We start from the raw sequence: 26,145 nt of genomic DNA, 5'->3' as shown, positions 1-26,145 counted from the left end.
CCGCGCGCCCGCTAACCCGCGATCCGTTCCAGGATCGCGGGTGTCTGCGCGGGCGCCGTCTCGCCGATCCGGTAGGCCGCGCGCAGGGTCGCCTCGGCCCGGTCGGCGGAGGCCTCATCGCGGGCATGGATCGTGGCGAGGGGGTGCCCCCGCTCGATCGGTGCGCCGAGGCGGGGCAGGCCGGTCAGGCCGACGCTCGGGTCGATGGCGTCCTGCGGGCGCGTGCGCCCGCCCCCGAGCCCGATCACGGCGAGCCCGAGATCCCGCGTTTCCACCGAAGCGACGAACCCGCTCGTTTCCGCCGCCACGACGCGGATGACGGGCGCGGGGGCCAGGTGACGCGCGCCGCGCTCCACGAGATCGGCCGGACCGCCGAGCGCCGCGACCATCCGGGCGAAGATCTCCGTGGCGCGGCCGGAGGCCAGGGCCGTCTCCAGGCGGGCGGAGGCCTCGGCCACGTCGGGGCAGAGCCTCCCCGTCACCAGCATCTCGGCGCCGAGCGCCAGGGTCACGGCGTGGAAGGCGGGCTCGCGGGCGCGGCCGGTGAGGTAATCGAGGGTGTAGGCCACCTCCAGGGCGTTGCCGGCCGCCGAGGCCAGGGGCGAGTCCATGTCCGTGATCAGCGCCACCGTGCGCAGGCCCGCGCCCTCGGCCACGCCGACGATGCTGGCCGCGAGGCCGCGCGCCGCGTCCCGGTCCGCCATGAAGGCGCCCGAACCCGTCTTCACGTCCATGACGAGACCGTCGAGGCCCGCCGCGAGCTTCTTCGAGAGGATCGAGGCCGTGATGAGATCGAGCGATTCCACCGTGCCGGTGACGTCGCGGATGGCGTAGAGGCGCCGGTCCGCCGGGGCGAGGTCGGGGGTCTGGCCGATGATGGCGCAGCCGACCTGCCCCGTGACGCGGCGGAAGCGGTCGAGGTCGGGGGTCGCGTCGTAGCCCGGGATGCTCCCGAGCTTGTCGAGGGTGCCGCCGGTATGGCCGAGCCCGCGCCCGGAGATCATCGGCACGTAGCCGCCGCAGGCCGCCACCATCGGCGCGAGGGCGAGGCTGACCGCATCGCCGACGCCGCCGGAGGAATGCTTGTCGAGGACGGGGCCGGGCAGGTCCCAGGCCAGCACCGTGCCGGATTCCGTCATGGCGCGGGTGAGCGCCACGCGCTCGGCCAGGGACAGGCCCCGGAAGTACACCGCCATGGCGAAGGCCGCCGCCTGCCCCTCGGTGACGCGCCCGTCCGTGAGCCCGGCGACGAAGGCGGCGATCGCCTCGGGCGGAAGCTCGGCTCCGTCGCGCTTGGCCCGGATCAGCTCCTGCGGCAGCCTCACCGTGCGGCCCCCGAGGGCCGTGCGGCCTCGACCAGGGCCGCGTGCAGGCTGCTGGCGCCGAGGCGGAACGTGCGGGGTGAGACCCAGGCCGGCCCCATGATCCGGTCCGCGAGGTCGAGGTAGCGCGCGGCGTCGGCGACGGTGCGCAGGCCGCCCGAGACCTTGAGCCCGACGATCCGCTCGCCCGCCCGGTCGCGGATGGCCCGCAGCATGGCCTCGGCGGCCTCCGGCGTGGCCGAGACCGGGCTCTTGCCGGTGGAGGTCTTGATGAAGTCGGCGCCCGCCGCGATGGCGAGGCGGCTCGCCGCGTCGATCGCCTCCGCGCTCCGCAGGGTGCCGGTCTCGAGGATGACCTTGAGCAGCCGGTCGCCGTCGCAGGCCTCGCGGACGGCCGCCACCATGGCGCGGGCCGTCGCGGCGTCGCCCGCCAGGAAGGCCCGATAGGGCAGCACGAGGTCGATCTCGTGCGCACCGTCGCGAATCGCCTCGGCGGTGTCCTCCACGGCACGCTCGACGTCGTCGCCCCCGGCGGGGAAGTTGATCACCGTGGCGACCCGCACCGGCGAACCGGAGAGCAGCCGGGCCGAACGGCCGACATAGTGGGGCCAGACGCACACCGCCGCCACGGCACTCGCGCGGGCGTCGCGGCACAGGGTGTCGATCGCGGCCTCCGAACAGGCCTCGCCGAGATCGGTGAGGTCGAGGAGGGGCAGGGCACGCCGGGCGACGGCGGGTTCGTCCATCATGAGGCACTCGCTGAGAGGCGGCCGACGAAGGCGGTGACGAGGCGGGCGAGGTCGTCCCCCGCCCGCGCGGCCGCCGCCTTGGTCTCCGCATGATGGGGGTCGCCGTCGCCGATGCCGGCGCCCAGATTGGTCACCACCGAGAGCGCGGCGACGCGCAATCCGTAGAAGCGCGCCAGGATCACCTCCGGCACCGTCGACATGCCGACGAGATCGGCCCCGAGGCGGCCGGCCATGCGCACCTCGGCCGGCGTCTCGAAGCTCGGCCCCGAGAACCAGGCATAGATGCCCGCGCGCAGGGGAATGCCGGCCTCGGCCGCCGCCGCGTGGAGATGGGCCCGCAGCTCCGGATCGTAGGCGCCCACCATGGGCACGAACCGGGCATCGCTGGTCTCGCCGACGAGCGGGTTGAGGCCGGACAGGTTGATGTGGTCGCTGAGCGCCACGATGGCACCCGGCCCGACCTCCGGCATCAGCGAGCCGGAGGCGTTGGTGAGGAGGAGGGTGCCCGCGCCGAGTGCCCGCGCGACGCCGAGGGGCACCCGCATCACGGACGCGTCCCCCGTCTCGTAGGCATGCGCCCGGCCCTCGAACACCAGGACCCGCCGTCCGGCGAGGCGGCCGGCATGCAGGCGCCCGCCATGGCCGCTGACGCCCGGCTCGGGAAAGCCGGGGATCTGCGCGTAGGGCACCGAGACCGGCGCTTCGAGGTTCCGCGCGAGGCCGCCAAGCCCCGTGCCGGTGACGATGGCGCAGGCGAACGGTCCTTCGAGCCCCCGCGCCCGCAGGAGCCCGGCGGCGGCCGCGATTCCGGGCTCGGGCTCAGCCATGAGCGACCTCGGAACCGAGGTTTTCCGGGCCGAAGGAATCCGGCAGCAGCGCCGCGAGGGTGAAGGCGGCGCGCACGCCCGCGCCATCGGCGACGTGGATCCGCGCGGCGGGACCGGCGAATTCGCGGATGCGCTGGCGGCAGGCGCCGCAGGGCGTCACGAGGCCGGGCCCCGGGCCGAGCACCAGCATCTCGGAGATCGCCCGGCCGCCCGCCGCCACCATGGCGGCGATGGCCCCGGCCTCGGCGCAGGTGCCGACCGGATAGGCGGCGTTCTCGACGTTGCAGCCGGCATGGACCGCGCCCGTCTCGTCGCGCAGGGCCGCGCCAACGGGAAAGCGCGAGTAGGGCGCGTAGGCTCGGCCTTGCGCGGCGCGCGCGGCCTCGAACAGGCGGATCAGGTCCGGGCTCATGCGAACGGGGTTCGTGCGAGGGAGAGGCGTTGCGGCATCGGGCGACTTAAGGCACCCCGCGCCGGACCTGTCGAGGGTGTCGTGATCGACAGCGGCGCGCCGGGCTCCTAAGACGGGGGCGAACGGGTGAACGGCCGAGAGGCGGGCAAGATCATGTTGGGACGTTTCGAGCGCGGGGCTTCCGGCGAGGCGGTGGTCGAGTACGGCGACGGCACGATGCGGGTGGTCAAGCCCGGCAGCTTCGTGCGCTGCGCGGTCACCGGCGAGCCGATCGACCTCGACGCCCTGCGCTACTGGAGCGCCGCTCTGCAGGAGGCCTATGTCAGCCCCGAGGCCGTGATGAAGCGCCTCGCCGAGGTCGGGCGCCCGGTCTGAGACTCGTCTTCGGACGTCAAGGATCAGCCTGATCGCAGCGCCAGGAGCGCGCGAAGCTGCGCCAGGAGCGCGGCCTCCTCCGCGAAGCGCAGGGCGACCGGCAGCACCGACACGCACGCGGCGAAGGCGGGCTCCAGGCGGACATGGTCCTTCGCCGTGGTGACGAGGTCGAGGCCGCGCCGCGCCGCCTCGTCCGCGAGGCCGGCGGTGTCGCGGGCGCCGTAGGGGTGGTGGTCCGCGAAGGCGCGGGTGGCGACCACCTCCGCTCCGGCCTCGCGCAGGCTCGCGAAGAATTTTTCCGGGCGGCCGATGCCCGCGAAGGCCAGCACGCGCCGCCCGGCGAGATCGGCGCCCGGAACCAGCCGGGCGCGGTGGACCGGACAGCCGCGCCGGCGCGCCATCTCGGCCACGGCCTCCCCCCGCGCGCCCGCGCCGATCACGACGAGGCCGTGGACATGCGGCCATTGCCGGGCGAGCGGCACCCGCAAGGGGCCCGCCGGAAAGGGACGCCCGTTGCCGAGCCCGGCCCCGGCATCGACGACGGCGAGCGAGAGGTTCTTGGTCAGGCTCGGGTTCTGCAGGCCGTCATCCATCACGATGACGTCGGCGCCCCGCGCCACGCAGAGGCGGGCGCCCGCCGGCCGGTCCCGCGCCAGGATGGTGGGCGCGACGCGGGCGAGCAGGAGGGGCTCGTCGCCGGTCTCGTGCGCGCGATGACGGCCCGGCTCGACCCGGAGGGGACCGGAGAGGCGCCCGCCATAGCCCCGCGTCAGGAAGGCCGGATGCGCGCCGAGATCGCGCAGCAGCGCCGCGACGGCGAGAGCCGTCGGCGTCTTGCCGGCGCCGCCGAGACCGAAATTTCCGATACAGAGCACGGGGCAGGGCGCCGTCGCGCCGGGGCGGTCCATGCGCGCCGCCGTGTGGCGGCCATAGAGGGCGCCGAGGGGCGCGAGGAAGCGCGCGGCGGGGTGGCCGGCCTCTGCGTCCCAGAAGGCGGGCGGGCGCATCAGGCCGCGCTCATGCCGGTATCCTGCCGGTCTCATGCCAGATCCGGTCGATCCCTTCGGGATGGCGGATTCGGGCTTCGCTCATACGCCGGGCGGGCTGAGCGAGACCGGCCGTCATGACGCGGCCATGGCCTTGAGGTTCATCTGGGCGATGAAGGGATCGAGCACCGAGAGGGTGCGGGACACGGCCCCCTCGAAGGGCTTCAGCGCGGCCGCGCCGGCCCGGTACATGGCCTCGATGCGGGGGCGATCCGCGAGCAGGTCGTTCAGCGTCGCGGCGAGGTCGTCCGCATCCGCCACCGCCAGCGCCCCGCCGGCCGCGTCGAGGGCCCGGTAGACCTGGGTGAAGTTGTGGATGTGCGGCCCGTGCAGCACGGCGGCGCGCAGGCGCGTCGGCTCGATCGGGTTCTGCCCGCCATGCGGTACCAGGGAGCCGCCGAGATAGACGATCCGGCTCAGGCGGTAGAACAGCCCGAGTTCGCCCAGGGTGTCGGCCACGTAGAGGTCGACGCCGCCATGAGGCCGTCCGCCCTGCGAGCGCCGGACGCTGCGCAAGCCCTCGGTGGCGGCGCAGGCCGCGACGTCGCCGCCGCGATGGGGATGGCGCGGCACGACGATGGTGAGGAGGTCGGGCCAGCGCGTCCGCAGGCGCGCATGGGCGCGGGCCGCCATGGCATCCTCGCCCGGATGCGTGCTCGCCGCGACCCAGACCGGGCGCTCGCCGATGAGATCGCGCAGATGCGCGAATTGCTGGCCATCCGCCGGCGGCACCTCGGAATCGTACTTGAGATTGCCGGAGATGCTGACGCGCGGCGCCCCGAGGCGGCGGAAGCGGTCGGCGTCGTCGTCGGTCTGCGCGAGGCAGATGGCGATGCGCGCCAGCAGCGCCTCGGCGGTGCGCGGCGAGCGCGCCCAGCCCCGGGACGAGCGTTCCGACATCCGCGCATTGACGAGGAGGAGGGGGATGCCGCGTCCGTGCAGGGACACGACGGTATTGGGCCAGATCTCGGATTCGGCCACCAGCGCGAGGTCGGGGCGCCAATGGTCGAGGAAGCGGTCGACCCAGCGCGGCGCGTCGAGGGGCATGTACTGGTGGACGGCCCCGGCCGGCAGCCGACGCCCGATCAGGTCGGCCGCGCTGCGCGTGCCCGTGGTGACCAGCACCGAAAAGCCGCGCGCGATCATGCCGTCGACGAGGCCCACGAGGGACAGCGCCTCGCCGACGCTGGCCCCGTGCATCCAGACGAGGCGCCCCAACGGCCGCGCCCGGCCGGGCAGGCCGCGCCGCTCGGCGAGCCGTCCGGGGTCTTCCTTGCCGCGCCGCGAGCGCCAGGCGAGCAGACCCGCGAGCGCCGGCTCCCCGAGGTAGAGGCCGTAGCGATAGGCCCGGAGGATCGCCGTGAGGGGAGGGGCCTTCGCCATGGACCTCATGCGGGAAGCGCCGACGGGGCGGTGCGCTCGTGTCCGCCCACGCGGTCGAGCCGGCCGACGAGGGTGTAGGCCCGGTCGTGGACCCGGTTCATCTCGGCCTCCAACTGGCGCCGTAGGGCCTCGAAGGCCTCGGGCTCCACGTCGCGGGGCACGTGGATCGGGGTGCCGTAGACCATCGCGCCCCGGCCGAAGGGCAGGCCGAGGCAGGCCCGGTCCCAGCTGTCGAAGCGCCAGTGCCGGCTTGTCACCACCGCGACGGGCAGGATGGGCCGGCCGGAGAAGCGCGCCAGGGTGAGGATACCCGCATCCGCCCGGCGCGAGACCTTGGGCACGTCGGCGCTGAAGGCCACGCTCTCGCCGGCCTTGAGCGCGCGCAGCATGGCGCGCAGGCCCTCGGCCCCGCCCTTGGCCTTGGCATCCCGGACCACGCGGCCACGGGCACCCGAGGCGCGGATGACGCGCACGCCCATCCGGGTCAGCGCGATGGTGTTCACGTTGCCGTCCGCCGAGCGGGAGATGATCGTGGCGATGCGGTCGTGCGGCCGCTTCATGAACGAGATCATCGTGTGCTGGCCGTGCCACATGCCGGCGATGAACGGGCTGAGGCCGTCGAGCCAGGCATCGGGCCCGGCCGGCTCCACCGTGAAGCGGTTGGTCCGGCGCACGAGGCGCAGGTAGGCGCCGGCCAGGATGCCGAGAACCTGCTGGACCGCGGGCGCGCGGCCGATGCGTTTGACGAGGCTCATCACTTCGCTTTCGCGTCGCTGAGGTCACGGGGCATCGCGGCCGGCATCCCGCGAGGTCCGCGAGGGCCATCGCGCGCCGCCCCCCATGAGCGGGCAATCCGGGGCCGGCGGTTGTCTAGCGCCGATCGGCGCCGCCGCGCAACGGCGGCCATGCGGCTCGAAAGGCGGCCGAACGGGCATCCGGCGTCTTGTTTATATTCATTCCAATCTATAGATTGGAATGAATCCAGACTGGACCCTTGCCATGATCGCGAACCCCGCTGCCCCATCGTCCGAGAGCCTGCCCCTGTCACCGGAGGAGGCCCATCGCGCCTTCGTGCTGCGCTACGTGCAGCCCGGCCTCGCGGGCCTGATCGACGGCTCGGTCTCGACGCTCGCGCCGATCTTCGCCGCCGCCTTCGCGACCCACAGCAACGGCGCGACCGTTCTGGTCGGCCTCGCGGCCTCGATCGGCGCGGGGATCAGCATGGGCTTCACCGAGGCCCTGTCCGACGACGGCACCATCACCGGGCGCGGCACGCCGTGGATGCGCGGCCTCGTCTGCGGCGTCATGACCACGCTCGGCGGGCTCGGCCACACGCTGCCCTACGCGATCCCCGATTCCTGGCCGAACGCCTTCGGCCTCGCGACGGGGCTGGCCATCGTCGTGGTGGTGCTGGAACTGGTGCTGATCTCGGCGATCCGGACGCGCTACATGGCGACGCCGTTCTGGCGGGCGGCGCTGCAGGTCATGCTCGGCGGTGCCCTGGTTCTGCTCGCCGGAATCGCGATCGGCAGCGCCTGAGGATCGGCCCCGCCGGGTTGACCCCCGGGGCCGGTTGGGGCGATGGCGGGCGCGACCCGATCGATCGCCGACCTTCCAATGGGGGACGATGTTCCGACTCGCCCATCTGACCGACCCGCATGTGGGGCCGCTGACCCGCCCGCGCCTGCGCCAGCTCCTGAGCAAACGCGCCACCGGCTACGTGAACTGGCAGCGCGGCCGCAAGGACGCGCACGACATGGAAGTGCTCGCCGCCCTCGTGGCGGATCTCAGGGCGCAGGCGCACGACCACGTCGCCTGCACGGGCGACCTGTGCAACATCGGCCTGCCCAGCGAGTGGTCGACCGCGAAGGTCTTCCTGGAGGCCCTCGGCGCGCCCGACGTCGTGAGCTTCGTGCCGGGCAACCACGACGCCTACGTGCGTGGCTCGCTGGAAGGGCTGCTCCATGCCTGTGGCGCCTGGACCGCGGGCGATGACGGCCATCAGGGGCACTTCCCCTATCTGCGCCGACGCGGACACGTGGCCCTGATCGGGCTGTCTTCGGCCATTCCGACGAAGCCCTTCGCGGCCAGCGGCCGGCTCGGGCCCCAGCAGATCGCCGCGACCGAAGCCCTGCTGAGCGCCCTGGCGTCCGAGGCGGAGCCGCCCTGCCGGGTGGTGATGATCCACCATCCCGCGCATCCGGGCGGCACCACGCCCGTCCGTGCGTTGAAGGACGCGGCGGTCTTCACGGCCATGATCGGGCGGGTGGGGGCGGAGCTGATCCTGCACGGACACAACCACGTGCGCAGCGTCGCCTTCGTGCCGGGTCCGAACGGGGCCTCGGTGCCCGTGGTGGGCGCCGCCTCCGCGTCGGCCCGGGGCGATGCCCGCCACCACCGCGCGAGCTACCACCTCTATACGATCACCCGCGAGGCGGCGGGTTACGCCGTCGCGGGTGTCGAGCGCGGTCTCACGGAGACCGGCACCATCGCGGATCTGGGGCCGCTTCGGCTCACGCGCGCCTGAGCCCCGATGCGGGCGCGCGTGCGCGGCGTCATGGTTGCGAGGGCGTCAGGCGCCCAGGAGAGCGGGCGCGTTGGCCTGCGCCGCGAGGCTGGCCTCGTAGCGCTCCGCCTGGAGGCGGGTCAGGCCGCTGACGAGGACGGATTCGCCCCGATAAACCGTGTAGGTGCCGTCCTGGGTCGGCTTCACGCGAATCACGTTGGACATGGCTGTCACCCTGTCAAAAAAGGTTAGACGTGAAATCTTTCGGCGGAGGGGAAATTTTAACCCGACGTAGAGACTACGCAAGTCCTCGACGCGACTACGCAGACTATTTTCGCATTTCGCAGTGCAGCACGCAGTCTGGAAGATCGGTCTTATTCAAAAAACAACGAACCATTCCAGCCAAGTGCCGCGTGCGCGGCGCAGCATCGCATCGGGCACAGCCGGATCGTGCCGTGCGACCGGCAACACGCATGGTCCCCGTCGCGCCTGACCAAGCAGCAGCTTGGCGCGAATCGGATGACATGTCAGAGATGGGAAAGGAGTTGTTGGCGCGCCCACGGGGAATCGAACCCCGGTCTGATCCGTGAGAGGGACCTGTCCTAACCGCTAGACGATGGGCGCGGACCGGTGGGAGGCGTGTCGGGGATCGCCGCTGCGATCCGTGCTTCCCGGCCGATGGGCGATCGTATAGCGAGGGTCGCGCGGCGCCACAAGACCCGAAATCGCGCCATCGTCGCCCAACCGACATTTTTGGATCGAAGGACCGTCCCTTGCAGGCAACGGAAGACCATCGGCAGGCCACGGACGAACAGGGTGGGGAAGACCGTGGTGGAACCGACCGCCGCGCGATCCTCGGCGAGGACGCGAGCCCGGAGCGCCTGGACCGCGCCCTGGCGCGGGCCTTTCCGGACGTCTCGCGCTCGCGCCTTCAGGACCTGATCCGCGCCGGCCACGTGCGCTGGAACGGCGCCGTCAGCCTGGACCCCGCCGTGAAGGTCGGCGCGGGCGCCGAACTCGCCGTGGTGATGCCGGAGGCGGTGGCGCCGGACCCGGTGGCCGAATCCCTCGACCTCGTCATCGTCTACGAGGACGACGACCTCGTGGTCATCGACAAGCCGGCCGGCCTCGTGGTGCATCCGGCCCCGGGCCACGAATCCGGCACGCTGGTGAACGGGCTCATCGCCCATTGCGGGGTGAGCCTGTCGGGCATCGGCGGCGTCCGGCGGCCCGGCATCGTCCACCGCCTCGACAAGGATACGAGCGGGCTTCTGGTGGTGGCCAAGAACGACCTCGCCCATGCGGGGCTGACGGCTCAATTCGCCGACCACGGCCGCACGGGGCCGTTGGAGCGGGCCTATCTCGCCCTGGCCTGGGGCGTGCCCGAACCCCGCCTCGGCACGATCGAGGCGAAGCTCGCGCGCAGCGTGCGCAACCGCGAGAAGATCGCGGTGGTGCGCGGCGAGGCGGGGCGTGAGGCGATCACGCATTACCGCGTCGAGGAGGTCCTGGGTTCGGCCGCGCCGGTCGCCCTCGTCCGCTGCATCCTGGAAACGGGGCGCACGCACCAGATCCGCGTGCATCTCAGCCATCGCGGCCATCCGCTCCTCGGGGACGGGGTGTATGGCGGGGCCTTCAAGACCAAGGCGAGCCGGCTGTCGGCGCAAGCCCGCGCGGCCCTCGACACCCTCGGGCGCCAGGCGCTCCATGCCAGCGTGCTCGGCTTCGCGCATCCGCGCAGCGGCGAGACCCTGCATTTCGAGAGCCCGCTGCCGCCGGACATGGCCGACCTGGTGGGACAGCTGCGAGCCGGGGCGTAGCGGGGCCGCCACAGTCAAGGCGGCACGGGCGTGCGCCAGGACACGCCCGGCTGCGGCCTTTCGTGCCATGACAGGCCCCAAGCGAGATCCCGCGCGTTGACGAAGAACTTCGTACTGCGCGTCGCCTTTCCGAGCCCACCGCTTTCCCGCTAGGATGGGGAATCGGACGGCCGGCTCAAGGGAGCGGCGGTTCGCTTGCGACCGCCCATCGGGGGTCCATACAAGGAGGTAAGATCATGGCCGGCGCATTGCCAGTGCTCGCCACCGAGGGTGGCCTCTCCCGCTACCTCGACGAGATCCGCAAGTTCCCGATGCTCGAGCCGAACGAGGAGTTCACGCTCGCGAAGGACTGGCGCGAGAAGGGGGACCGCAACGCCGCGCATCGCCTCGTCACGTCGCACCTGCGCCTCGTGGCCAAGATCGCCATGGGCTATCGCGGCTACGGCCTGCCGATCGGCGAGGTCGTGTCGGAGGGCAATGTCGGGCTGATGCAGGCGGTCAAGCGCTTCGAGCCGGACAAGGGTTTCCGGCTCGCCACCTACGCCATGTGGTGGATCAAGGCGGCGATCCAGGAATACATCCTGCGCTCGTGGTCCCTCGTGAAGATGGGCACCACCGCCAACCAGAAGAAGCTGTTCTTCAACCTGCGCAAGGCCAAGGGCCGGATCTCGGCCCTCGACGAGGGCGACCTCAAGCCGGATCAGGTCGCGCAGATCGCCGTCAAGCTCGGCGTGCCCGAGCAGGAGGTGATCGACATGAATCGCCGCCTGTCCGGCGACACCTCGCTCAACGCGCCGTTGCGCGAGGAGGGCGAGGGCGAGTGGCAGGACTGGCTCGTGGACAACAGCCCGAGCCAGGAGACCGTGCTCGCCCGCGAGGAGGAGGGGCAGAACCGCCTCTCCGCCCTCCGCGACGCCCTCTCGGTGCTCAATCCGCGCGAGCGCCGGATCTTCGAGGCGCGCCGCCTGGCGGACGACCCGATCACGCTCGAGGACCTGTCCGGCGAGTTCGGCGTCTCCCGCGAGCGCGTGCGCCAGATCGAGGTCCGGGCCTTCGAGAAGATCCAGGAGGCGGTCAAGCGCAACCTCGCCAGCCGCGAGGCGCCGCGCGCCGAGGCCCATGCCTGACCCGCGATCCGACGCGGCGACAACCCCATGAAAAAGGCCCTCGGGAGCGATCCCGGGGGCCTTTTCGTTCGCGGCAAGGATGTGGCGGAAACACTATCGGCGGTTCAGCGCCACTGGTCGAAGGCCTTCTGGAGCACCTGCGTCCCGGCGCTGCCCTTCTCCAGGGCGATGACGCCGCGCAGGCCCGAATTGAACTTCAGCGTCACGTCGAACCAGTTCTTGCGCAGGAGGATGTCGGTGTTGCGCTCGACGTCGCTGGGCAGCGAGGAGAGGCCGATGAGGAACAGGTTCTCGCGGACCCGCACGGGCAGGCCGGAGACGGGCGAGCCGCGCGCGCCCTCCTCGTCCTTGCCCTGAAGCAATCCGATATCCTGCACGTTCCGCTGGGCGCCCGCGGTTCCGCTCGGGGTGAAGACCAGTTCGATCGTGTGCGAGGCCGGCAAGGTGGCGTCGAGGTTCCGGCGCAGGGTCAGTGCCAAGGCCAGGCCGGCATCCGGGAAGTCGGCGTTCGCGCGCACCACCGTCTCGAGTGGCTGGCCCTGCTCACCCGGCACCGTGTCGAGACGCCAGGTCACCCGCCCTTGCGTCGTGTTGGGCGGAGCGCCCGCGCCCCCGCTGGCGTTCTCCTCGTAGAGCAGCGCCCGCTGGGCGATGGCGAGATCGGGCTCGCTCGGCGCCGGAACGGCCGTGGGGCTCGCGGCCGGTGCCGAGCGCCGCGCCTGGGCCGGGCGCTCGGCCGGCGCCGCGCCGCCGCCGACCCGATCGGCGAACTTGGATTCCGACCCGTCCGAGGCGTTCTCCTGGGTCCCCGTCGCGACGGGCTGGAGGTCGGCGGGCTTGTCGCGCAGGAGGAAGGCCGCGACGGCGATCAGGCCGATCACCAGGATGAGCACGCTGCCCACGGCGAGGTTCCGCAGCAGGCGCGAGCGTCCCTCGCGCGGCGCCACCACGTCGATGCGCGGACGCTGGCGCTGGCCGGCCCCATCGAGGCTCGCCGCATCGGGGGCGCTCTCCCCGGATTCCCCGGCGGGATCACCCGCCTCCGCCGGGCCGGCGGCCACGAAGGGCGGGGCCTTGCCCTTGCGCGCCTGGATGCGGACGACGGGTTCGGAGGGAGCCGGCGCCGGTTCGAGCGCGGGCCGCGCCGGGGCCTCCGGCGGTTCGGCGGTGACCGGCGGCAGCGTCGCCTTGGGCAGGCTCGCCTCGGTCGGGACGGGCTCGGGAGCGAGGGCAGCAGGCTCGGGAGACGTGACCTCGGGGGGAGTGGCCTCGGGAGCACGCACCTCGGGCCGGCTCGGCTCCGGCAGGTCCGTGGTGTCGTTCGCCGGATGCGGAACGAACGGCGCGGGTTCCGGGGGCGGGGCCTCCGGTGGGGGCGGCGTGGGCTCGGGCGCCCGGTGGTCCTGCTCCAGGCGCAGGATCGCCGCCTCGAGGGCGTTGCGCTCCAGGTCGATGTCGTCTTCCGACAGGGGCGGATCGAGGGAGCGCAGCTGGCCGATGAGCGCGCCGCGGGCACGCTCGTACACGGCCTGACGCAGGGCCGGCGAGCGGTCCGGCATGGCGTCGAGCGCCCGTGCCAGCAAGGGATAATAATCGGCCATCGTGCCTCAGGTCCGCGCTTCCGTCGGCGGCCGACGGGCCGCCCAGTCCCGCCATCCCACGGGACGGCGCCCCGCGCGACACGGCGGGCCGCCGCACGGCCCATGTCGACGCGGCCGCATCATCCTCACGCGGCCGCGCTCCCATCAAGGAGAAACCGCGTCAGTCCTCAAAGGGGTTGTGCATGAGGATGGTGTCGTTGCGCTCCGGCGAGGTCGAGAGCAGTGCCACCGGCGCTCCGATCAGTTCCTCGATCCGGCGCACGTACTTGATCGCCTGCGCGGGCAGATCCGCCCAGGAGCGGGCGCCGGCGGTGGTGCCGGACCAGCCCTCGATGGTCTCGTAGATCGGCTCGACCTTGGCCTGGGCCGCCTGGTTGGCGGGGAGGTGATCGAGCACCTGGCCCTCGAGGCGATAGCCGGTGCAGACCTTGATGGTCTCGAACCCGTCGAGGATGTCGAGCTTCGTCAGCGCGATGCCGTCGATGCCGGAGGTCCGCACGGTCTGGCGCACCAGCACGGCGTCGAACCAGCCGCAGCGGCGCTTGCGCCCGGTGTTGACGCCGAACTCGCGGCCCTTGGCGCCGATGGTCTCGCCGATCTCGTCGAAGAGCTCGGTGGGGAAGGGGCCCTCGCCGACGCGGGTGGTGTAGGCCTTGGCGATGCCGAGCACGTAGCCGATGGCCGAGGGGCCCATGCCCGAGCCCGTGGCGGCCTGAGCGGCGACGATGTTCGAGGACGTCACGAACGGATAGGTGCCGTGATCGACGTCGAGGAGCGCGCCCTGCGCGCCCTCGAACAGGATGCGCTTGCCGGCCCGGCGCTCGTCGTCGAGGAGCTTCCAGACCGGTTCGGCGTAGGGCAGGATGGTCGGGGCGATCGCCTTCAGCTCGGCCAGCAGCGCGCCCGCATCGACCTCGGCGATGCCGAGGCCCCGGCGCAGGGCGTTGTGATGGGTGAGCACGCGCTCGATCTTCGATTCCAGCGTGGTCTCGTCGGCCAGATCGACGACGCGGATGGCGCGGCGGCCCACCTTGTCCTCGTAGGCCGGGCCGATGCCGCGCTTCGTCGTGCCGATCTTGAGGCCCGCGTTCGAGGTCTCGCGGAAATGGTCGAGCTCGCGGTGCAGCGGCAGGATCAGGGTGGCGTTGTCGGCGATGCGCAGGGTGCGGGGCGAGATCTCGACGCCCTGCGCCTGGAGCCGGGCGATCTCGTCGACGAGGTGCCACGGATCGACCACGACGCCGTTGCCGATCACCGAGAGCTTGCCGCCGCGCACGACGCCGGAGGGCAGCAGCGCCAGCTTGTAGGTGACGCCGTCGATCACGAGCGTATGGCCGGCATTGTGCCCGCCCTGGAAGCGGACCACGACGTCGGCCTGCTCGGAGAGCCAGTCGACGATCTTGCCCTTGCCTTCGTCACCCCACTGGGCGCCTACGACGACGACGTTTGCCATTCACATAAGACCCGTGCGTGCTCCGCGCGAAAGCGGCCCGGCCTGTCGGGCGGACCGTTCTCGCTGTCATCGGGTCTTTCCGCGATCCGTGCGCGGAAATCAAGCAAGGGTCCCGCTACGGGGCCGCCGGCCGGGTATGCCGTCTCGGCAGGCCCCGCTCAGCGGGCCTCGGTTCCGGGTTGGCGGCCGGGCAGGTCGCCGGGCTTGATCACCGGCATCGAGCCCGGATTCGGGTCGGGCGGCGTCACCACCATGCCGGGGGCCGTGTTGCCCGGCGGCTTGATGACGCCGTCGCTCTTCTCCAGCCTGTCGCTCAGGGTCCCCTTGTCGCTCGCGCCCTTGTCGGCGGTCCCGTCCTGCGGCCGGATCTTGTCGGGGATGGTCTGGTTCGGCGGCGGCAGGGCCGGATCGGTGTCGCGCCCCTTCAGGGGAGCCTCGGGGGACTGCGCGAGGGCGCCGCCGGCGAGCAGGCCGATGCCGGCCGCGAGTGTGAGGATCGAGCGCATGAGATCTCCCTGTCTCGGATTCGAAGTTGGAGGGAGAACGGAAGCGGGCGCCGAAGCGTTCCTGTGCTGGGACGATGGTCCTGCCGCGGCGGTCCCGTTCCGGGACCGCTCAGGCACCGTCCGGGCGCCACTCATACTGTTACTGTTTCAGCCTGATCCGTTCCGTGATGGGGTGACTCGCGGGTCTCCTCTCCTGGAAGGAGAGGGAGCCCTTCGCGTCTGATCGTCCCGAAGGAAGCAACCGGAACAGATATCAGGCGCCCGCGCGCGCCAGGTCGAGGTAGAGTTCGCGCAGCCGGCGGGTATGCGGTCCGGGGCGCCCCTCGCCGACCGGCTGCCCGTCGATGGCGACGACCGGCATCACGAAGGCGGAGGCGCTGGTGTAGAACGCCTCGGCAGCCGCCTTGGCCTCGGCGACGCTGAACAGGCGCTCCTCCAGGGCGAGGCCGGCCTCCTCGGCCAGCCGGAGGACGGCCTTGCGGGTGATGCCGGGCAGGAGCGCGGTGGAGAGCGGCCGGGTGACCAGGGCGCCGCCTTTCGTGACGATGAAGGCCGTGGAGGACGAGCCCTCGGTGACGGCGTCGTCCTCGACCATCCAGGCCTCGGCGACGCCGGCGGCGGCGGCCTGCTGCTTGGCCAGGACCTGGGCCAGCAGAGCGACCGACTTGATGTCGCGGCGCTTCCAGCGCAGGTCCGGCACGGTGATGATCCGGGCGCCGGTCTCGGCCAGCGGGTTCGCCGCCACGGTCTTGGCCTGCGTGAACATCATCACGGTCGGCGCGGTCCCGGCCGGCGGGTAGGCGAAATCGCGCTCGTACACGCCGCGCGTCACCTGCATGTAGACGAGGCCCTCGGTCAGCCCGTTGCGGGCGACGAGATCGGTCTGCAGGCCGATCCACTCGGCCAGGGTGTGCGGGTTGGCGATGTCGATCTCGCCCAGCGAGCGGTCGAGGCGCGCGAGGTGGGCCTCGTTGTCCACGAGGCGGCGATCGAGCACCGCCGAGACCTCGTAGATGCCGTCGGCGAAGAGGAAGCCCCGGTCCATGATCGGAACGCGCGCCTCGGCGAAGGGCAGGAACGCGCCGTTCAGGTAGACGATGCGGGCGTTGGACACGGGGCTCACCTCTTTTCGCCGGGGGTCATGGTGGACGCGGGATCCGAGCGGATCGGGGTCAGGCTTCCCCGAAGACCCGCGAAAAGATCGTGTCCACGTGCTTGAAGTGGTAGCCGAGATCGAAGCATTCCTCGATCTGTTCGGGCTTGAGCGCGGCGGTCACGTCGGCATCGGCCTTGAGGAGCGCCAGGAAGTCGCCCTCGCCGCGCCAGACCGGCATCGCGTTGCGCTGCACGAGGCGGTAGGCGTCCTCGCGCGAAACGCCGGCCTGGGTCAGGGCCAGCAGCACCCGCTGCGAGTGGACGAGGCCGCCGAGCTTGTCGAGGTTGCGCCGCATGGTCTCGGGATAGATCAGCAGCTTGTCGATGACGCCGGTGAGGCGGCCCAGGGCGAAGTCGAGGGTGATCGTCGCGTCGGGGCCGATCATGCGCTCGACCGAGGAATGCGAGATGTCGCGCTCGTGCCAGAGGGCGACGTTCTCCATGGCCGGCAGGGCGTAGCTGCGCACCATGCGGGCGAGGCCGGTGAGATTCTCGGTGAGGACCGGGTTGCGCTTGTGCGGCATCGCCGACGAGCCCTTCTGCCCCTCGGAGAAGAACTCCTCGGCCTCCAGCACCTCCGTGCGCTGGAGATGGCGCACCTCGATGGAGAGGCGCTCCACGGACGAGGCGACGACGCCCAGCACCGCGAAGAACATGGCGTGGCGGTCACGCGGGATGACCTGCGTCGAGACCGGCTCCGGCGTCAGGCCCATGGCCTTGGCGACGTACTCTTCCACGCGCGGGTCGATGTTGGCGAAGGTGCCGACCGCGCCCGAGATGGCGCAGGTGGCGACCTCGTCCCGCGCGGCGACGAGGCGGGCCCGCGCCCGCTCGAACTCCGCATAGGCCTGCGCCAGCTTCAGGCCGAAGGTGACCGGCTCGGCATGGATGCCGTGCGAGCGGCCGATGGTCGGGGTCATCCGGTGCTCGAAGGCCCGGCGCTTGAGGGCGGCGAGCAGCGCGTCGACATCCTTGATCAGGAGGTCGGCCGCACGCACGAGCTGCACGTTGAGGCAGGTGTCGAGCACGTCCGACGAGGTCATGCCCTGGTGGACGAAGCGCGCCTCGGGGCCGACGATCTCGGCCAGGTGCGTCAGGAAGGCGATGACGTCGTGCTTGGTCACGGCCTCGATGGCGTCGATGCGCGCCACGTCGAAGACGGCGTCGCGGCCCTTCGCCCAGATGACCTCGGCGGCCTCCCTCGGGACGACGCCGAGTTCGGCGAGCGCCGTGGTGGCGTGCGCCTCGATCTCGAACCAGATCCGGAAACGCGATTCGGGGGACCAGATCGCGGTCATCTCGGGGCGGCTGTAGCGGGGGATCATGCGGCGCCTCGGGTCAACGCGTCGGGAAAAGCAATCAGGATGGTCGGCGCCTAGCATGTGCGGCGGGCGTGCTCAACGCGGGACGCCGGCGGAACGTGCAAGGCCGCGATCGCGAAGTTCGCGCAGCGGGTCCTCTTAGCCAACGGCGCCCGGGCGGGAAGGCCACGCAGCGTCGGTCGCGCGTCCCGCGCCGAGACCCGGTCGTCCGGCGGCACCGCGTTCTCCAGCCTCCGTACGGTTCTCCGTGCGCTTACAAGACTGTTGCAACAAGACAACAGGCCCCGCACGATCAACCGAATTTAGAATAAATCCAGGACTAAAATCGGAAACGTTTTTGCTGAACATCAGGAACGTGTTGCCGTCGAGTTTCCATCGATTCTTAGAATCGATCGAAATTAAACATCCGTATTGCCCGTTCCGTCCGCTTGCTCGCCCACTCCGTTCCCGTTCAAGGGGCCTCATCGCTCCTGAACGTGATCGGGAGCGCAAGATCAACAAGACACGTGTCGCGAGCAGGCGGATCGATCGATGAACATTGGAGCAACCTCCAGGATCCTGGCAACCCTGATGTGCGGGACCGCCCTGACGACGTCCGCGCAGGCACAGGCGATCGTGCCGGCCAGCGGCACCGCGGTGACGCTGGACCAGCTCAGCGTCGAGGGCCTGCGCGGGAACACGGTCGGCTACCTGACCCGCGCCACCCGCAGCGCGACGAAGACCGACACGCCCCTTCTCGACACGCCGCAATCGATCACGATCGTCAGCCAGGAGCAGATCCGGGACCAGAACTTCCAGAACCTCACCGACCAGTTGCGCTACGTGCCCGGCGTGATTCCGGCGCAGGGTGAGAGCAACCGCGACGAGGTCGTGATCCGCGGCCAGAAGACCAACGCGGATTTCTACGTCAACGGCGTGCGCGACGATGTCCAGTACTTCCGCGACCTCTACAACATCGAGCGCATCGAGGTGCTGAAGGGCCCGGATTCGCTGATCTTCGGGCGCGGCGGCGGCGGCGGCGTGATCAACCGCGTCCTCAAGGAGGCCGACGGCCTGCGCGTGCGCCAGATCGTGGCCGGCGGCGGCCAGTTCAACCAGAAGCGCGTGGCCGTCGACGTCGGCGACCGGATCAGCGACAGCGTGTTCTTCCGCCTCAACGGCGTGTTCGAGGACAGCCAGACCTACCGCCAGTTCGGGGATCTGCGCCGCTACGGCGTCAACCCGACCATGACCTTCCTCCTCGGCCCGGCGACGACCCTGAAGCTCTCCTACGAGTTCTTCCACGACGACCGCTTCCCGGATCGGGGCATCCCCTCGCAGAACGGCCGGCCGTACAATTACCGGAACAACATCCGGACCTTCTTCGGCAACCCGGACGTCAACACCACGCGCGTCGACGCCAACATCGCCACGGCCACCCTCGACCACACCTTCGAGTCCGGCGTGCAGATGCGCAACCAGCTGCGCTTTGCCGATTACAACCGCTTCTACGCCAACACCCTGCCGGGGGCGCCGGTCAACGCCGCCGGCACCCAGGTGCCGATCTCCGGCTATCGCAACGAGACCGACCGGACCAACTACTTCAACCAGAACGACTTCACCTACAAGTTCCTCACCGGCGACGTGAAGCACACCCTGCTCGCCGGCTTCGAGCTCGGCTACCAGGAAGGCCTCGCCTTCCGGCAGACGGCCTATTTCAACACCGGCAACAGCCTCGTCACCAGCGTGGTGGTGAACCCGATGTCGCCGATCACCCGCGCGCCGGTGACCTTCCGCAACAACGGCACCACGGACGCCAATTTCCGCTACGACCTCGGCCTCGCCGCGGCCTATGCCCAGGACCAGATCGACCTCAACGAGTACGTCCAGATCGTCGGTGGCCTGCGCTACGACTACTTCGACTTCTCGTCCCGCAGCCGCGTGACGGCGCTCTCCAACGACCGGGTCGACAACCTCGTCTCGCCGCGCGCCGGCCTCGTGATCAAGCCGCTGGCCAACCTCGCCTTCTACGGCAGCTACAGCGTCTCCTACCTGCCGTCCTCGGGCGACCAGATCGGCGTGTTCACGCCGGGCCTCGCCATCGCCAAGCCGGAAGGGTTCCAGAACCTCGAGGTCGGTGTGAAGTACGACGTCACGCCGACCTTCCAGGTCACGGGCGCCCTGTACAACCTCGACCGCACCAACCAGCGCCTCGCCGACCCGAACAATGCGGGCTTCTTCATCCTGTCGGGCCGGACCAACACGCAAGGCGCCGAGATCGGCGCCAACGGCTACGTCACCGACTGGTGGCAGATCGCCGGCGGCTACGCCTTCACGGATGCCCGCATCGACAGCGCGACCTCGGCCACCATCGTGAAGGGCAACACGGTCGGGCTGGTGCCGTTCAACAGCGTCTCGCTCTGGAACAAGTTCGACATCACGCCGGAACTCGGCATCGGCATCGGGGTGATCCACCAGACCCACACCTTCGCCACCTCCGACGACACCGTGCGGCTGCCGGGCTACACCCGCTTCGACCTCGGATTGTTCTACAACATCTCCGAGTCGGTCCGGGCGCAGGTGAACATCGAGAACCTGTTCGACCGGCGCTACATCTACACGGCGGACAACAACCAGAACATCACGACCGGCGCGCCCCGCACCATCCGGGCGCAGATCATCGCCAAGTTCTGAGGCGCTCGGCGGGTGGCTCAGTCCACCCGCTGCCAGCCCGGCCCCATCAGGCGCTCCTGCGGGGTGAAGCGGGCCTTGTAGTCCATCTTGCGCGAGCCCTCGACCCAGTAGCCGAGATAGAGGTAGGGCAGGCCGAGGTCGGCCGCGCGCCGGATGTGATCGAGGATCATGTAGGTGCCGAGCGAGCGGTGCGCCTCGGCCGGATCGTAGAACGAGTAGACCATCGACAGGCCGTCGGCGAGGACGTCGGTGAGGCAGAGGGCGACGGTCGGTCCGGTGCCGCGCCCGTTGATCGCGGTGTCGGGTCCGCGCCGGCGATAGGCCACGAGGTGGGTGTCCACGTGGCTGTCCTCGATCATCATCGCGTAGTCGAGCACGGTCATGTCGACCATGCCGCCATCGCCGTGGCGGGCGTCGAGGTAGCGCCGGAACAGGGCGTATTGCTCGGAGGCCGGGCGGTTGGGCTCCGGGTTGCCGACGAGGTCGGCATTGCGCTGGAGGATGCGGCGCTGGCTGCCCGAGGGCAGGAAATCGGCCACCACCACCCGCACCGAGATGCAGGCGCGGCAGGATTCGCAGGCCGGCCGGTAGGCGATGGTCTGCGAGCGGCGGAAGCCGCCCTGCGTGAGGATCTCGTTGAGGTCCCGGGCCCGGCGCCCGACGAGGTGCGTGAAGACCTTCCGCTCCTCCTGCCCCGGCAGGTAGGGGCAGGCGGAGGGCGCCGTCAGGTAGAATTGCGGGGTGTCACGGGAATGGCTCGTCACGCTGTCCGTCGCTCGCCGCGCGCGGGGACGCGAAACGCGCCCCGAGACTTGAGTGTATCCGCAACGCTGGCCGGCTCAACACCCCGCGCGGCATCCCAGACGATTTCACGCGGAACCTTTGTCGCGCCCGAGGTCGCACGCAAGACGGTGCGCGCGCGCCTTTCGGAGACCTTGCCTCCCCGGCGGACCCGCGCTCTTCGCGGCTGCGTCAGCCGGCCCGCACCACGGCGAGGCCGAGGAGCAGGTCGTGACCGAGGCGACGGTCGGCCCGCACGAGGCCGATGCCGACATCGAGGACCCAGAGCAGGAACGCGGAGGCGACCGCCACGTAGAACAGCAGCGCGTGGATCGCGGCGGTGAGATAGTCCACCCGGGCCCCGCTCTCGGGGGCCACGACGCGCAGGCCCATCATGCGCATGCCCCAGGTGCTCTGGGCAGCGCCGCCCACCGTGATCGCGCTGTACAGGATGCCGCTGGCGGGCAGGATCGCGAACAGCGTCCAGCCGAGCCCGAAGGTGAGGACGCCGATCACCGTGATCGCCAGGGTGAGGAGCGCGGTGAAGCCGAAGATGAACAGGATGTCGAGGAAATAGGCGACGCAGCGCGCGCCGAGACTGCCCCGCACGGCGGGCACGGGGAATTGGGGGGCGTAGCCGGTCTGGACACGATCGGCGTAGGGATTCTGCGTCTCGCGCATGGGGCGCTCCTCGGCGACGCTCGCGGGATGGAGCGGCTGCGTTCCGACGCCAGAGATGGGCGCGCGGCAGCCGAGTCTCAAGATCGCCCGTCAGTGCGCCTCGCCGGTGGCCGGCGCCTTTCCGGGATCGGCGGCGGCCGCTTCCGGCGTGTCGAGGTAGTAGTGGCGCAGGAGATAGAGGTTGGGGCCGCTGACAGGGCCGCTCTCGGTGGCGAGGCCGAGAAGTTCGGCCCCCGGCCCGAACCCGCAGGCGACCCAGCGCTGGCGCGCGGCCTGACCCGGCCGCCCCGTCACGGCGTAATCGACCCGCACCGCGTCCGGGCCGGGGCCGGGGCCGACCCGGAGAAGCCGGATCGCGGTGTCCGGAGGCGCCAGCGCGGGCACGACGCGCCGGCAGATCGTCGCGCGCTGGCGGTCCACCGAGCTCTCGCAGGCGGCGAGGCTCAGGAGCAGCGAGCCCACCAGAGCCAGAGGCCCGAGGGCGGACGGCCTGCGCCTCACGCGCCGGCGCGCAGCCGCTCGGCGACGCGCAGGGCGTAATAGGTCAGCACGCCGTCGGCGCCGGCGCGCTTGAACGCCAGCAGGCTCTCGACCATGGCCCGGTCCCCGTCGAGCCAGCCGTTGCGGGCGGCGGCCTCGATCATCGCGTACTCGCCGGACACCTGGTAGGCGAAGGTCGGCACCGCGAATTCGTCCTTCACCCGGCGGATGATGTCGAGATAGGGCAGGCCGGGCTTCACCATCACGGAATCGGCGCCCTCGGCGATGTCGAGGGCGACCTCGCGGATGGCCTCGTCGGAATTGCCCGGGTCCATCTGGTAGGTGCGCTTGTCGCCGACGAGGGCCGCCCGGGTGCCGATGGCATCGCGGAACGGGCCGTAGAAGGCGGACGCATACTTGGCCGCGTAGGCCATGATCTGCACGTCGCGAAAGCCCGCCCGGTCGAGGCCGGCCCGGATGGCACCGACGCGCCCGTCCATCATGTCGGAGGGGGCGATGATGTCGGTGCCGGCCTCCGCCTGGATCAGGCTCTGCTCGACGAGGAGCGCCACGGTCTCGTCGTTGAGGATGGCGCCGTCCTCCAGCAGGCCGTCATGGCCGTGGCTGGTATAGGGGTCGAGGGCGACGTCGGTCATCAGGCCGAGTTCCGGCACCGCGCGCTTGACCGCGCGCACCGCCCGGCAGACGAGGTTTTCGCGGTTCAGCGATTCCGAGCCCGTGGGATCGCGCAAGGACGGCTCGGTGTAGGGAAAGAACGAGATCGCCGGGATGCCGAGGCGGGCGGCCCGCTCGGCGTCGCGCACCACCTCGTCGACGCTGAGACGCTCGACGCCCGGCATCGACGCGATCGGCTCGCGCCGCCCCGATCCCTCGATCACGAACAGCGGCCAGATCAGGTCGTCGACGGTGAGCGTATGCTCGCGCACGAGGCGGCGCGACCATTCGGCCTTGCGGTTACGGCGCGGGCGCTGGGTGATGCCCAGCGCCGCCGGGCGGGCCGATTCCTGCGCGGTCTCGACGGCGAGGGGCCGCGGCGTCGCGGGATCGGTCGCGGGATTGTGGGTCATCGTGATCGGACTCGATGGTTCTCGGCCCGGACCCGGGGCACGGGCGGGCCGGCTGGGCCTATCACATTCGCAAAACGCTTCGAAACCCGCGATGCGGACGCAGGCGACGCCCGCCGGTCCCGCCATCGCCTCGATTGACGCCGCGCGGCAAAACCTCGTCTAAGCGGACGATCCGGTCGGGAGAGGTTGCCGGTCGGGAGAGGTTGCCGGACGGGAGGGGTGATGGCGGATCCGGGCGAAGCGGAGATCCTGTTCGAACGGCGCGGCGCGGTCGGCCTCGTGACGCTGAACCGGCCGCGCGCGCTCAACGCCCTGACGCTGGCGATGCTGCGGGCCATGCAGGCGCAACTCGAGGCCTGGGCCGGCGACGCGGACGTGACGCGCGTGATCCTGCGCGGACGGGGCGGCCGCGCCTTCTGCGCCGGGGGCGACATCCGCCAGATCCACGCCTTCGCGCAGGGCGGCGACCACGCGGCGGTGGATGCGTTCTGGCGCAGCGAGTACCGCCTCGACGCCACCGTGAAGCAGTTCGCAAAGCCCGTGATCAGCCTGATCGAGGGCCTCGTCATGGGCGGGGGCAACGGCATCTCGGTGCATGGCAGCCACAGGGTCTCCTCGGAGAGCTACAGCTTCGCGATGCCCGAGGTCGGGATCGGCCTGTTTCCCGATGTCGGGATGACCTACGCGCTGCCGCGCCTGCCCGGCCTGACCGGAACCTACCTCGCCCTCACGGGCGCCCGCATCGGACCGGGCGACGCGCACGCCGTGGGGCTCGCCACGCACCACGCGGCGGCGGCCGATTTCGACGCCGTCGTGGAGGCGCTGAGCACGGGCGAGGCGGTCGACACCGTGCTCGCCGCCCATGCCCGCGCGGTACCGGAGGCGGAGGTGCTGGTGACGGAGCGCGGCCGCATCGACGCCTGCTTCTCGGCCGAGACCGTCCCCGGCATCCTGGCGCGCCTCGACGCGGACGGGTCCGCCTTCGCGACCGAGACGGCCGCCCTGATGCGCACGCGCTCGCCGACCAGCCTCGTGCTGGTGCGCGAGCAGATGCGCCGGGGCGCGGACCTGAGCTTCCCGCAGGCGATGCTGACCGAGTACCGCATGGTCAGCGCCCTGATGCGCGGGCCCGACTTCTTCGAGGGCGTGCGCGCCGCGCTGATCGACAAGGACGGCGCGCCCGCCTGGAACCCCGCCACCCTGGAGCGCGTCGCCCCCGGCACCATCGCCGAGGCCTTCGCGCCGGGCGCGGGCCCCGAACCACGATTCGAGATCACCGGAGGCACGCATTGCGCGGATTGACGAAGGTGGGCGGCCCCCGCGAGGCCCGGCCGCGCGGCGGCGAGGGCGGGAGCGACCGGATCGAGCGGGCCCCGCAGGCGCCGCAGACCGGCTGGGACGTGGTGCTGATCTGGTTCATGCGCCTCACCGCCCTGTTCTGGCTGGCCAAGGCGGTGGCGACCTGGGCCAGCATCCTCGACGTGCTGCCCGGCGCCCGGCCCTTCGAATCGGAGCCGATCGGACGCCAGAGCGTCATCGTCTACTTCGCGGTGATCGACGCGATGGCGGCGGTCGGGCTCTGGCTCACCAGCGCCTGGGGCGGCGTCGTCTGGCTGCTGGCGGCCACGAGCGCGCTCACCCTCGCAGTCCTGACACCGCAATTGCTGCCGATGTCTCCGCCATACCTGGCACTACAGGGCGGAATTATTGCGTTGTATTTTATCTTGTCTTTCCTGGCGGCCCGGGAAACCCGGTAAACGGGGCGTTACGCCGATCGCTTCATCTTGCATTTACCCATAGAGGTAAATCGCAAATTCATCCTATCGCTTAAACCGTCTTTCATCTGCGACTCCTAGGTTGGCTTCATGAGCGGTGGCGAAGAACACCGGCCCTGAAGCACAGAGACCTGACGAGGCCCATGATGAAGTCCCAGGCTGCCAAGGTTAGCGAAACCAACACGGCTCCCGAGACCGCCCCGGCGCACGGCTCGTATCTCGAAGCCCTGCACCTCGTGGAGCGCCTGCACCGCCGCCTGCTTGACGTCATCAAGGACGAGTTCGAGCGCCGCGACCGGGGGGACGTGAACAGCGTCCAGGCGCTGCTCCTCTACAACATCGGCGACAAGGAACTGACCGCGAGCGAGCTGCGCACCAAGGGCTACTACCTGGGCTCGAACGTCTCCTACAACGTGAAGAAGCTGGTCGAGGCGGGCTACCTGCACCACGCCCGCTCGAAGACGGACCGCCGCTCAGTGCGCATCAGCCTCACCGACAAGGGCCGCCAGGTCCACGACATCATCCAGACCCTGTACGACAAGCACGCCCGCACCATCCAGCCGATCGGCGGCATCTCGGACGACGATTTCGGCCGCCTCAACGTGGCGCTGAGCCGCCTCGAGCGCTTCTGGACCGACCAGATCCGCTACCGCCTCTGAGACCGGCTCCGGTCGATCCCTTCGGGACGATCAGACACGACGGGCCCCTCTCCTTCCCGGAGAGGGGCCCGTCGTGTCACCCCATCACCGAACTGACCGGAAACAGTCTCATACTGGTTCCGGCTGATCACTTCGGATCACTGGATCGCGACGGGCTCCCTCTCCTGGAAGGAGATGGTTGGGGTGAGGTGTAGTCCATCTGCGGGGAGGTCACGCACCTCACCCTGTCCCTCTCCTTCCAGGAGAGGGGAGCCGCGCTCCGTCTCGTCAGCTGTCCGACGTAATCTACCGGAGGCCGTATGATACCGTTTGCGGTTGATTAGTTCGGTCTGGCAGGCTGTGGCCAACAATGGCAGAGTGTGTTGGAGCGCCGGATGTCTGGTTGGGCTTCGAGGTCGCGGCAGC

Annotated in this window: 25 protein-coding genes, 1 tRNA gene and 1 pseudogene; 9 read left to right on the top strand and 18 right to left on the bottom strand. The window is 70.9% G+C overall.

The genetic code is table 11. The features are described from left to right. Positions 1-11 precede the first annotated feature (11 nt). The 4 genes from deoA to MKK54_RS13750 are packed head-to-tail and all read right to left on the bottom strand — an operon-like array spanning position 12 to position 3,310. Positions 12-1,325 (bottom strand): thymidine phosphorylase, encoded by a 1,314-nt coding sequence (deoA, locus tag MKK54_RS13765; protein WP_244011597.1) that lies wholly within the window; start codon positions 1,323-1,325, stop codon positions 12-14. Next, positions 1,322-2,068, bottom strand: a complete 747-nt coding sequence (deoC, locus tag MKK54_RS13760) for a deoxyribose-phosphate aldolase (protein WP_244011814.1) — start codon at positions 2,066-2,068, stop codon at positions 1,322-1,324. Before deoC ends, deoA begins: the two co-directional genes overlap by 4 nt. Next, positions 2,068-2,898, bottom strand: coding sequence for a purine-nucleoside phosphorylase (locus MKK54_RS13755; protein WP_244011595.1), 831 nt, complete (start codon positions 2,896-2,898; stop codon positions 2,068-2,070). Before MKK54_RS13755 ends, deoC begins: the two co-directional genes overlap by 1 nt. Next, entirely contained in the window at positions 2,891-3,310 is a 420-nt protein-coding gene (locus tag MKK54_RS13750; RefSeq protein ID WP_244011593.1) for a cytidine deaminase, read from the bottom strand. Before MKK54_RS13750 ends, MKK54_RS13755 begins: the two co-directional genes overlap by 8 nt. Before the next feature lie 153 nt (positions 3,311-3,463). Here MKK54_RS13750 and MKK54_RS13745 point away from each other — a divergent pair, with 153 nt between their 5' ends. Further along, positions 3,464-3,685 carry a DUF2093 domain-containing protein gene (locus tag MKK54_RS13745; protein ID WP_244011592.1) on the top strand — a complete coding sequence of 74 codons (222 nt, stop codon included), beginning with the start codon at positions 3,464-3,466 and terminating at the stop codon, positions 3,683-3,685. 23 nt (positions 3,686-3,708) lie between these two features. On the opposite strand, the gene lpxK is transcribed toward MKK54_RS13745, so the two are convergent. The 3 genes from lpxK to MKK54_RS13730 all read right to left on the bottom strand — a co-directional run bounded on the left by lpxK (position 3,709) and on the right by MKK54_RS13730 (position 6,869). Further along, positions 3,709-4,692 (bottom strand): tetraacyldisaccharide 4'-kinase, encoded by a 984-nt coding sequence (gene lpxK, locus MKK54_RS13740; protein ID WP_244011813.1) that lies wholly within the window; start codon positions 4,690-4,692, stop codon positions 3,709-3,711. 114 nt (positions 4,693-4,806) lie between these two features. Further along, positions 4,807-6,114, bottom strand: coding sequence for a 3-deoxy-D-manno-octulosonic acid transferase (locus tag MKK54_RS13735; protein ID WP_244011590.1), 1,308 nt, complete (start codon positions 6,112-6,114; stop codon positions 4,807-4,809). A 5-nt stretch (positions 6,115-6,119) separates the two neighbouring features. After that, positions 6,120-6,869: a lysophospholipid acyltransferase family protein gene (locus MKK54_RS13730; RefSeq protein ID WP_244011588.1), complete on the bottom strand. Its 750-nt coding sequence runs from the start codon at positions 6,867-6,869 to the stop codon at positions 6,120-6,122. A 304-nt stretch (positions 6,870-7,173) separates the two neighbouring features. Here MKK54_RS13730 and MKK54_RS13725 point away from each other — a divergent pair. Together MKK54_RS13725 and MKK54_RS13720 are read left to right on the top strand one after the other, a co-directional pair. Beyond that, positions 7,174-7,653 (top strand): annotated as a pseudogene (locus MKK54_RS13725) (VIT1/CCC1 transporter family protein); the annotation flags it as partial. A gap of 88 nt (positions 7,654-7,741) precedes the next feature. Then, the gene (locus MKK54_RS13720) at positions 7,742-8,641 is read left to right on the top strand and encodes a metallophosphoesterase family protein (RefSeq protein WP_244011586.1); all 900 of its coding nucleotides are present in this window, start codon (positions 7,742-7,744) and stop codon (positions 8,639-8,641) included. A 45-nt stretch (positions 8,642-8,686) separates the two neighbouring features. On the opposite strand, the gene MKK54_RS13715 is transcribed toward MKK54_RS13720, so the two are convergent. Further along, positions 8,687-8,845, bottom strand: coding sequence for a hypothetical protein (locus MKK54_RS13715; protein ID WP_244011584.1), 159 nt, complete (start codon positions 8,843-8,845; stop codon positions 8,687-8,689). A 324-nt stretch (positions 8,846-9,169) separates the two neighbouring features. After that, a tRNA-Glu gene (locus tag MKK54_RS13710) sits at positions 9,170-9,244 on the bottom strand. Between the two features lie 227 nt (positions 9,245-9,471). On the opposite strand from MKK54_RS13710, the gene MKK54_RS13705 reads away from it, so the two are divergent. Together MKK54_RS13705 and rpoH are read left to right on the top strand one after the other, a co-directional pair. Continuing rightward, positions 9,472-10,440, top strand: coding sequence for an RluA family pseudouridine synthase (locus MKK54_RS13705; protein ID WP_244011811.1), 969 nt, complete (start codon positions 9,472-9,474; stop codon positions 10,438-10,440). 236 nt (positions 10,441-10,676) lie between these two features. Next, complete coding sequence (gene rpoH / locus MKK54_RS13700; protein ID WP_244011582.1) at positions 10,677-11,567, top strand: RNA polymerase sigma factor RpoH; 891 nt, start codon at positions 10,677-10,679, stop codon at positions 11,565-11,567. 104 nt (positions 11,568-11,671) lie between these two features. On the opposite strand, the gene MKK54_RS13695 is transcribed toward rpoH, so the two are convergent. From MKK54_RS13695 to purB, 5 genes are all read right to left on the bottom strand, one after another. Beyond that, positions 11,672-13,168 carry a histidine kinase gene (locus MKK54_RS13695; RefSeq protein WP_244011580.1) on the bottom strand — a complete coding sequence of 499 codons (1,497 nt, stop codon included), beginning with the start codon at positions 13,166-13,168 and terminating at the stop codon, positions 11,672-11,674. Between the two features lie 160 nt (positions 13,169-13,328). Further along, positions 13,329-14,621: an adenylosuccinate synthase gene (locus MKK54_RS13690; protein WP_244011578.1), complete on the bottom strand. Its 1,293-nt coding sequence runs from the start codon at positions 14,619-14,621 to the stop codon at positions 13,329-13,331. 158 nt (positions 14,622-14,779) lie between these two features. Then, complete coding sequence (locus tag MKK54_RS13685; protein WP_244011576.1) at positions 14,780-15,127, bottom strand: hypothetical protein; 348 nt, start codon at positions 15,125-15,127, stop codon at positions 14,780-14,782. Positions 15,128-15,380: 253 nt separating this feature from the next. After that, positions 15,381-16,241 carry a D-amino-acid transaminase gene (locus tag MKK54_RS13680; RefSeq protein WP_244011574.1) on the bottom strand — a complete coding sequence of 287 codons (861 nt, stop codon included), beginning with the start codon at positions 16,239-16,241 and terminating at the stop codon, positions 15,381-15,383. Between the two features lie 58 nt (positions 16,242-16,299). Then, the gene (gene purB / locus MKK54_RS13675) at positions 16,300-17,607 is read right to left on the bottom strand and encodes an adenylosuccinate lyase (protein WP_244011572.1); all 1,308 of its coding nucleotides are present in this window, start codon (positions 17,605-17,607) and stop codon (positions 16,300-16,302) included. Between the two features lie 528 nt (positions 17,608-18,135). Between purB and MKK54_RS13670 the strand changes: the two genes are divergently transcribed. Next, positions 18,136-20,277: a TonB-dependent receptor gene (locus tag MKK54_RS13670; RefSeq protein WP_244011570.1), complete on the top strand. Its 2,142-nt coding sequence runs from the start codon at positions 18,136-18,138 to the stop codon at positions 20,275-20,277. Positions 20,278-20,294: 17 nt separating this feature from the next. Here the strand turns inward: MKK54_RS13670 and MKK54_RS13665 are convergent, their stop codons facing one another. The 4 genes from MKK54_RS13665 to hemB form a co-directional block, all read right to left on the bottom strand. Continuing rightward, on the bottom strand, positions 20,295-21,041 hold the full coding sequence (locus MKK54_RS13665; protein ID WP_244011569.1) for an arginyltransferase: 747 nt from the start codon (positions 21,039-21,041) through the stop codon (positions 20,295-20,297). A gap of 208 nt (positions 21,042-21,249) precedes the next feature. Then, the gene (locus tag MKK54_RS13660; protein ID WP_244011567.1) at positions 21,250-21,738 is read right to left on the bottom strand and encodes an RDD family protein; all 489 of its coding nucleotides are present in this window, start codon (positions 21,736-21,738) and stop codon (positions 21,250-21,252) included. Between the two features lie 90 nt (positions 21,739-21,828). Next, complete coding sequence (locus MKK54_RS13655; RefSeq protein ID WP_244011565.1) at positions 21,829-22,239, bottom strand: hypothetical protein; 411 nt, start codon at positions 22,237-22,239, stop codon at positions 21,829-21,831. Then, complete coding sequence (gene hemB / locus MKK54_RS13650) at positions 22,236-23,306, bottom strand: porphobilinogen synthase (RefSeq protein ID WP_244011563.1); 1,071 nt, start codon at positions 23,304-23,306, stop codon at positions 22,236-22,238. Before hemB ends, MKK54_RS13655 begins: the two co-directional genes overlap by 4 nt. A 222-nt stretch (positions 23,307-23,528) precedes the next feature. On the opposite strand from hemB, the gene MKK54_RS13645 reads away from it, so the two are divergent. The 3 genes from MKK54_RS13645 to ldtR all read left to right on the top strand — a co-directional run bounded on the left by MKK54_RS13645 (position 23,529) and on the right by ldtR (position 25,740). After that, positions 23,529-24,608, top strand: coding sequence for an enoyl-CoA hydratase/isomerase family protein (locus tag MKK54_RS13645; RefSeq protein ID WP_244011561.1), 1,080 nt, complete (start codon positions 23,529-23,531; stop codon positions 24,606-24,608). Continuing rightward, on the top strand, positions 24,596-25,063 hold the full coding sequence (locus tag MKK54_RS13640) for a DUF6163 family protein (RefSeq protein WP_279597358.1): 468 nt from the start codon (positions 24,596-24,598) through the stop codon (positions 25,061-25,063). The genes MKK54_RS13645 and MKK54_RS13640 overlap by 13 nt, the downstream gene beginning before the upstream one ends. Before the next feature lie 164 nt (positions 25,064-25,227). After that, positions 25,228-25,740: a transcriptional regulator LdtR gene (gene ldtR / locus MKK54_RS13635; protein WP_244011559.1), complete on the top strand. Its 513-nt coding sequence runs from the start codon at positions 25,228-25,230 to the stop codon at positions 25,738-25,740. Positions 25,741-26,145 lie beyond the last annotated feature (405 nt).

It is taken from the genome of Methylobacterium sp. J-068 (assembly GCF_022829445.1).
Taxonomy (GTDB): domain Bacteria; phylum Pseudomonadota; class Alphaproteobacteria; order Rhizobiales; family Beijerinckiaceae; genus Methylobacterium.
This window is presented reverse-complemented; position numbering and strand designations above follow the sequence as displayed.

Bases quoted from the DNA above. Each gene is read 5' to 3' on its own strand.
- rpoH (WP_244011582.1), top strand. From the start codon at position 10,677: ATGGCCGGCGCATTGCCAGTGCTCGCCACCGAGGGTGGCCTCTCCCGC.
- MKK54_RS13660 (WP_244011567.1), bottom strand. From the start codon at position 21,738: ATGCGCGAGACGCAGAATCCCTACGCCGATCGTGTCCAGACCGGCTAC.
- hemB (WP_244011563.1), bottom strand. From the start codon at position 23,306: ATGACCCACAATCCCGCGACCGATCCCGCGACGCCGCGGCCCCTCGCC.
- MKK54_RS13695 (WP_244011580.1), bottom strand. From the start codon at position 13,168: ATGGCCGATTATTATCCCTTGCTGGCACGGGCGCTCGACGCCATGCCG.
- lpxK (WP_244011813.1), bottom strand. From the start codon at position 4,692: ATGCGCCCGCCCGCCTTCTGGGACGCAGAGGCCGGCCACCCCGCCGCG.
- MKK54_RS13685 (WP_244011576.1), bottom strand. From the start codon at position 15,127: ATGCGCTCGATCCTCACACTCGCGGCCGGCATCGGCCTGCTCGCCGGC.
- MKK54_RS13670 (WP_244011570.1), top strand. From the start codon at position 18,136: ATGAACATTGGAGCAACCTCCAGGATCCTGGCAACCCTGATGTGCGGG.
- MKK54_RS13745 (WP_244011592.1), top strand. From the start codon at position 3,464: ATGTTGGGACGTTTCGAGCGCGGGGCTTCCGGCGAGGCGGTGGTCGAG.
- MKK54_RS13645 (WP_244011561.1), top strand. From the start codon at position 23,529: ATGGCGGATCCGGGCGAAGCGGAGATCCTGTTCGAACGGCGCGGCGCG.
- purB (WP_244011572.1), bottom strand. From the start codon at position 17,607: ATGATCCCCCGCTACAGCCGCCCCGAGATGACCGCGATCTGGTCCCCC.
- MKK54_RS13690 (WP_244011578.1), bottom strand. From the start codon at position 14,621: ATGGCAAACGTCGTCGTCGTAGGCGCCCAGTGGGGTGACGAAGGCAAG.
- MKK54_RS13720 (WP_244011586.1), top strand. From the start codon at position 7,742: ATGTTCCGACTCGCCCATCTGACCGACCCGCATGTGGGGCCGCTGACC.
- deoC (WP_244011814.1), bottom strand. From the start codon at position 2,068: ATGGACGAACCCGCCGTCGCCCGGCGTGCCCTGCCCCTCCTCGACCTC.
- MKK54_RS13715 (WP_244011584.1), bottom strand. From the start codon at position 8,845: ATGTCCAACGTGATTCGCGTGAAGCCGACCCAGGACGGCACCTACACG.
- MKK54_RS13755 (WP_244011595.1), bottom strand. From the start codon at position 2,898: ATGGCTGAGCCCGAGCCCGGAATCGCGGCCGCCGCCGGGCTCCTGCGG.
- ldtR (WP_244011559.1), top strand. From the start codon at position 25,228: ATGAAGTCCCAGGCTGCCAAGGTTAGCGAAACCAACACGGCTCCCGAG.
- MKK54_RS13730 (WP_244011588.1), bottom strand. From the start codon at position 6,869: ATGAGCCTCGTCAAACGCATCGGCCGCGCGCCCGCGGTCCAGCAGGTT.
- MKK54_RS13735 (WP_244011590.1), bottom strand. From the start codon at position 6,114: ATGGCGAAGGCCCCTCCCCTCACGGCGATCCTCCGGGCCTATCGCTAC.
- MKK54_RS13750 (WP_244011593.1), bottom strand. From the start codon at position 3,310: ATGAGCCCGGACCTGATCCGCCTGTTCGAGGCCGCGCGCGCCGCGCAA.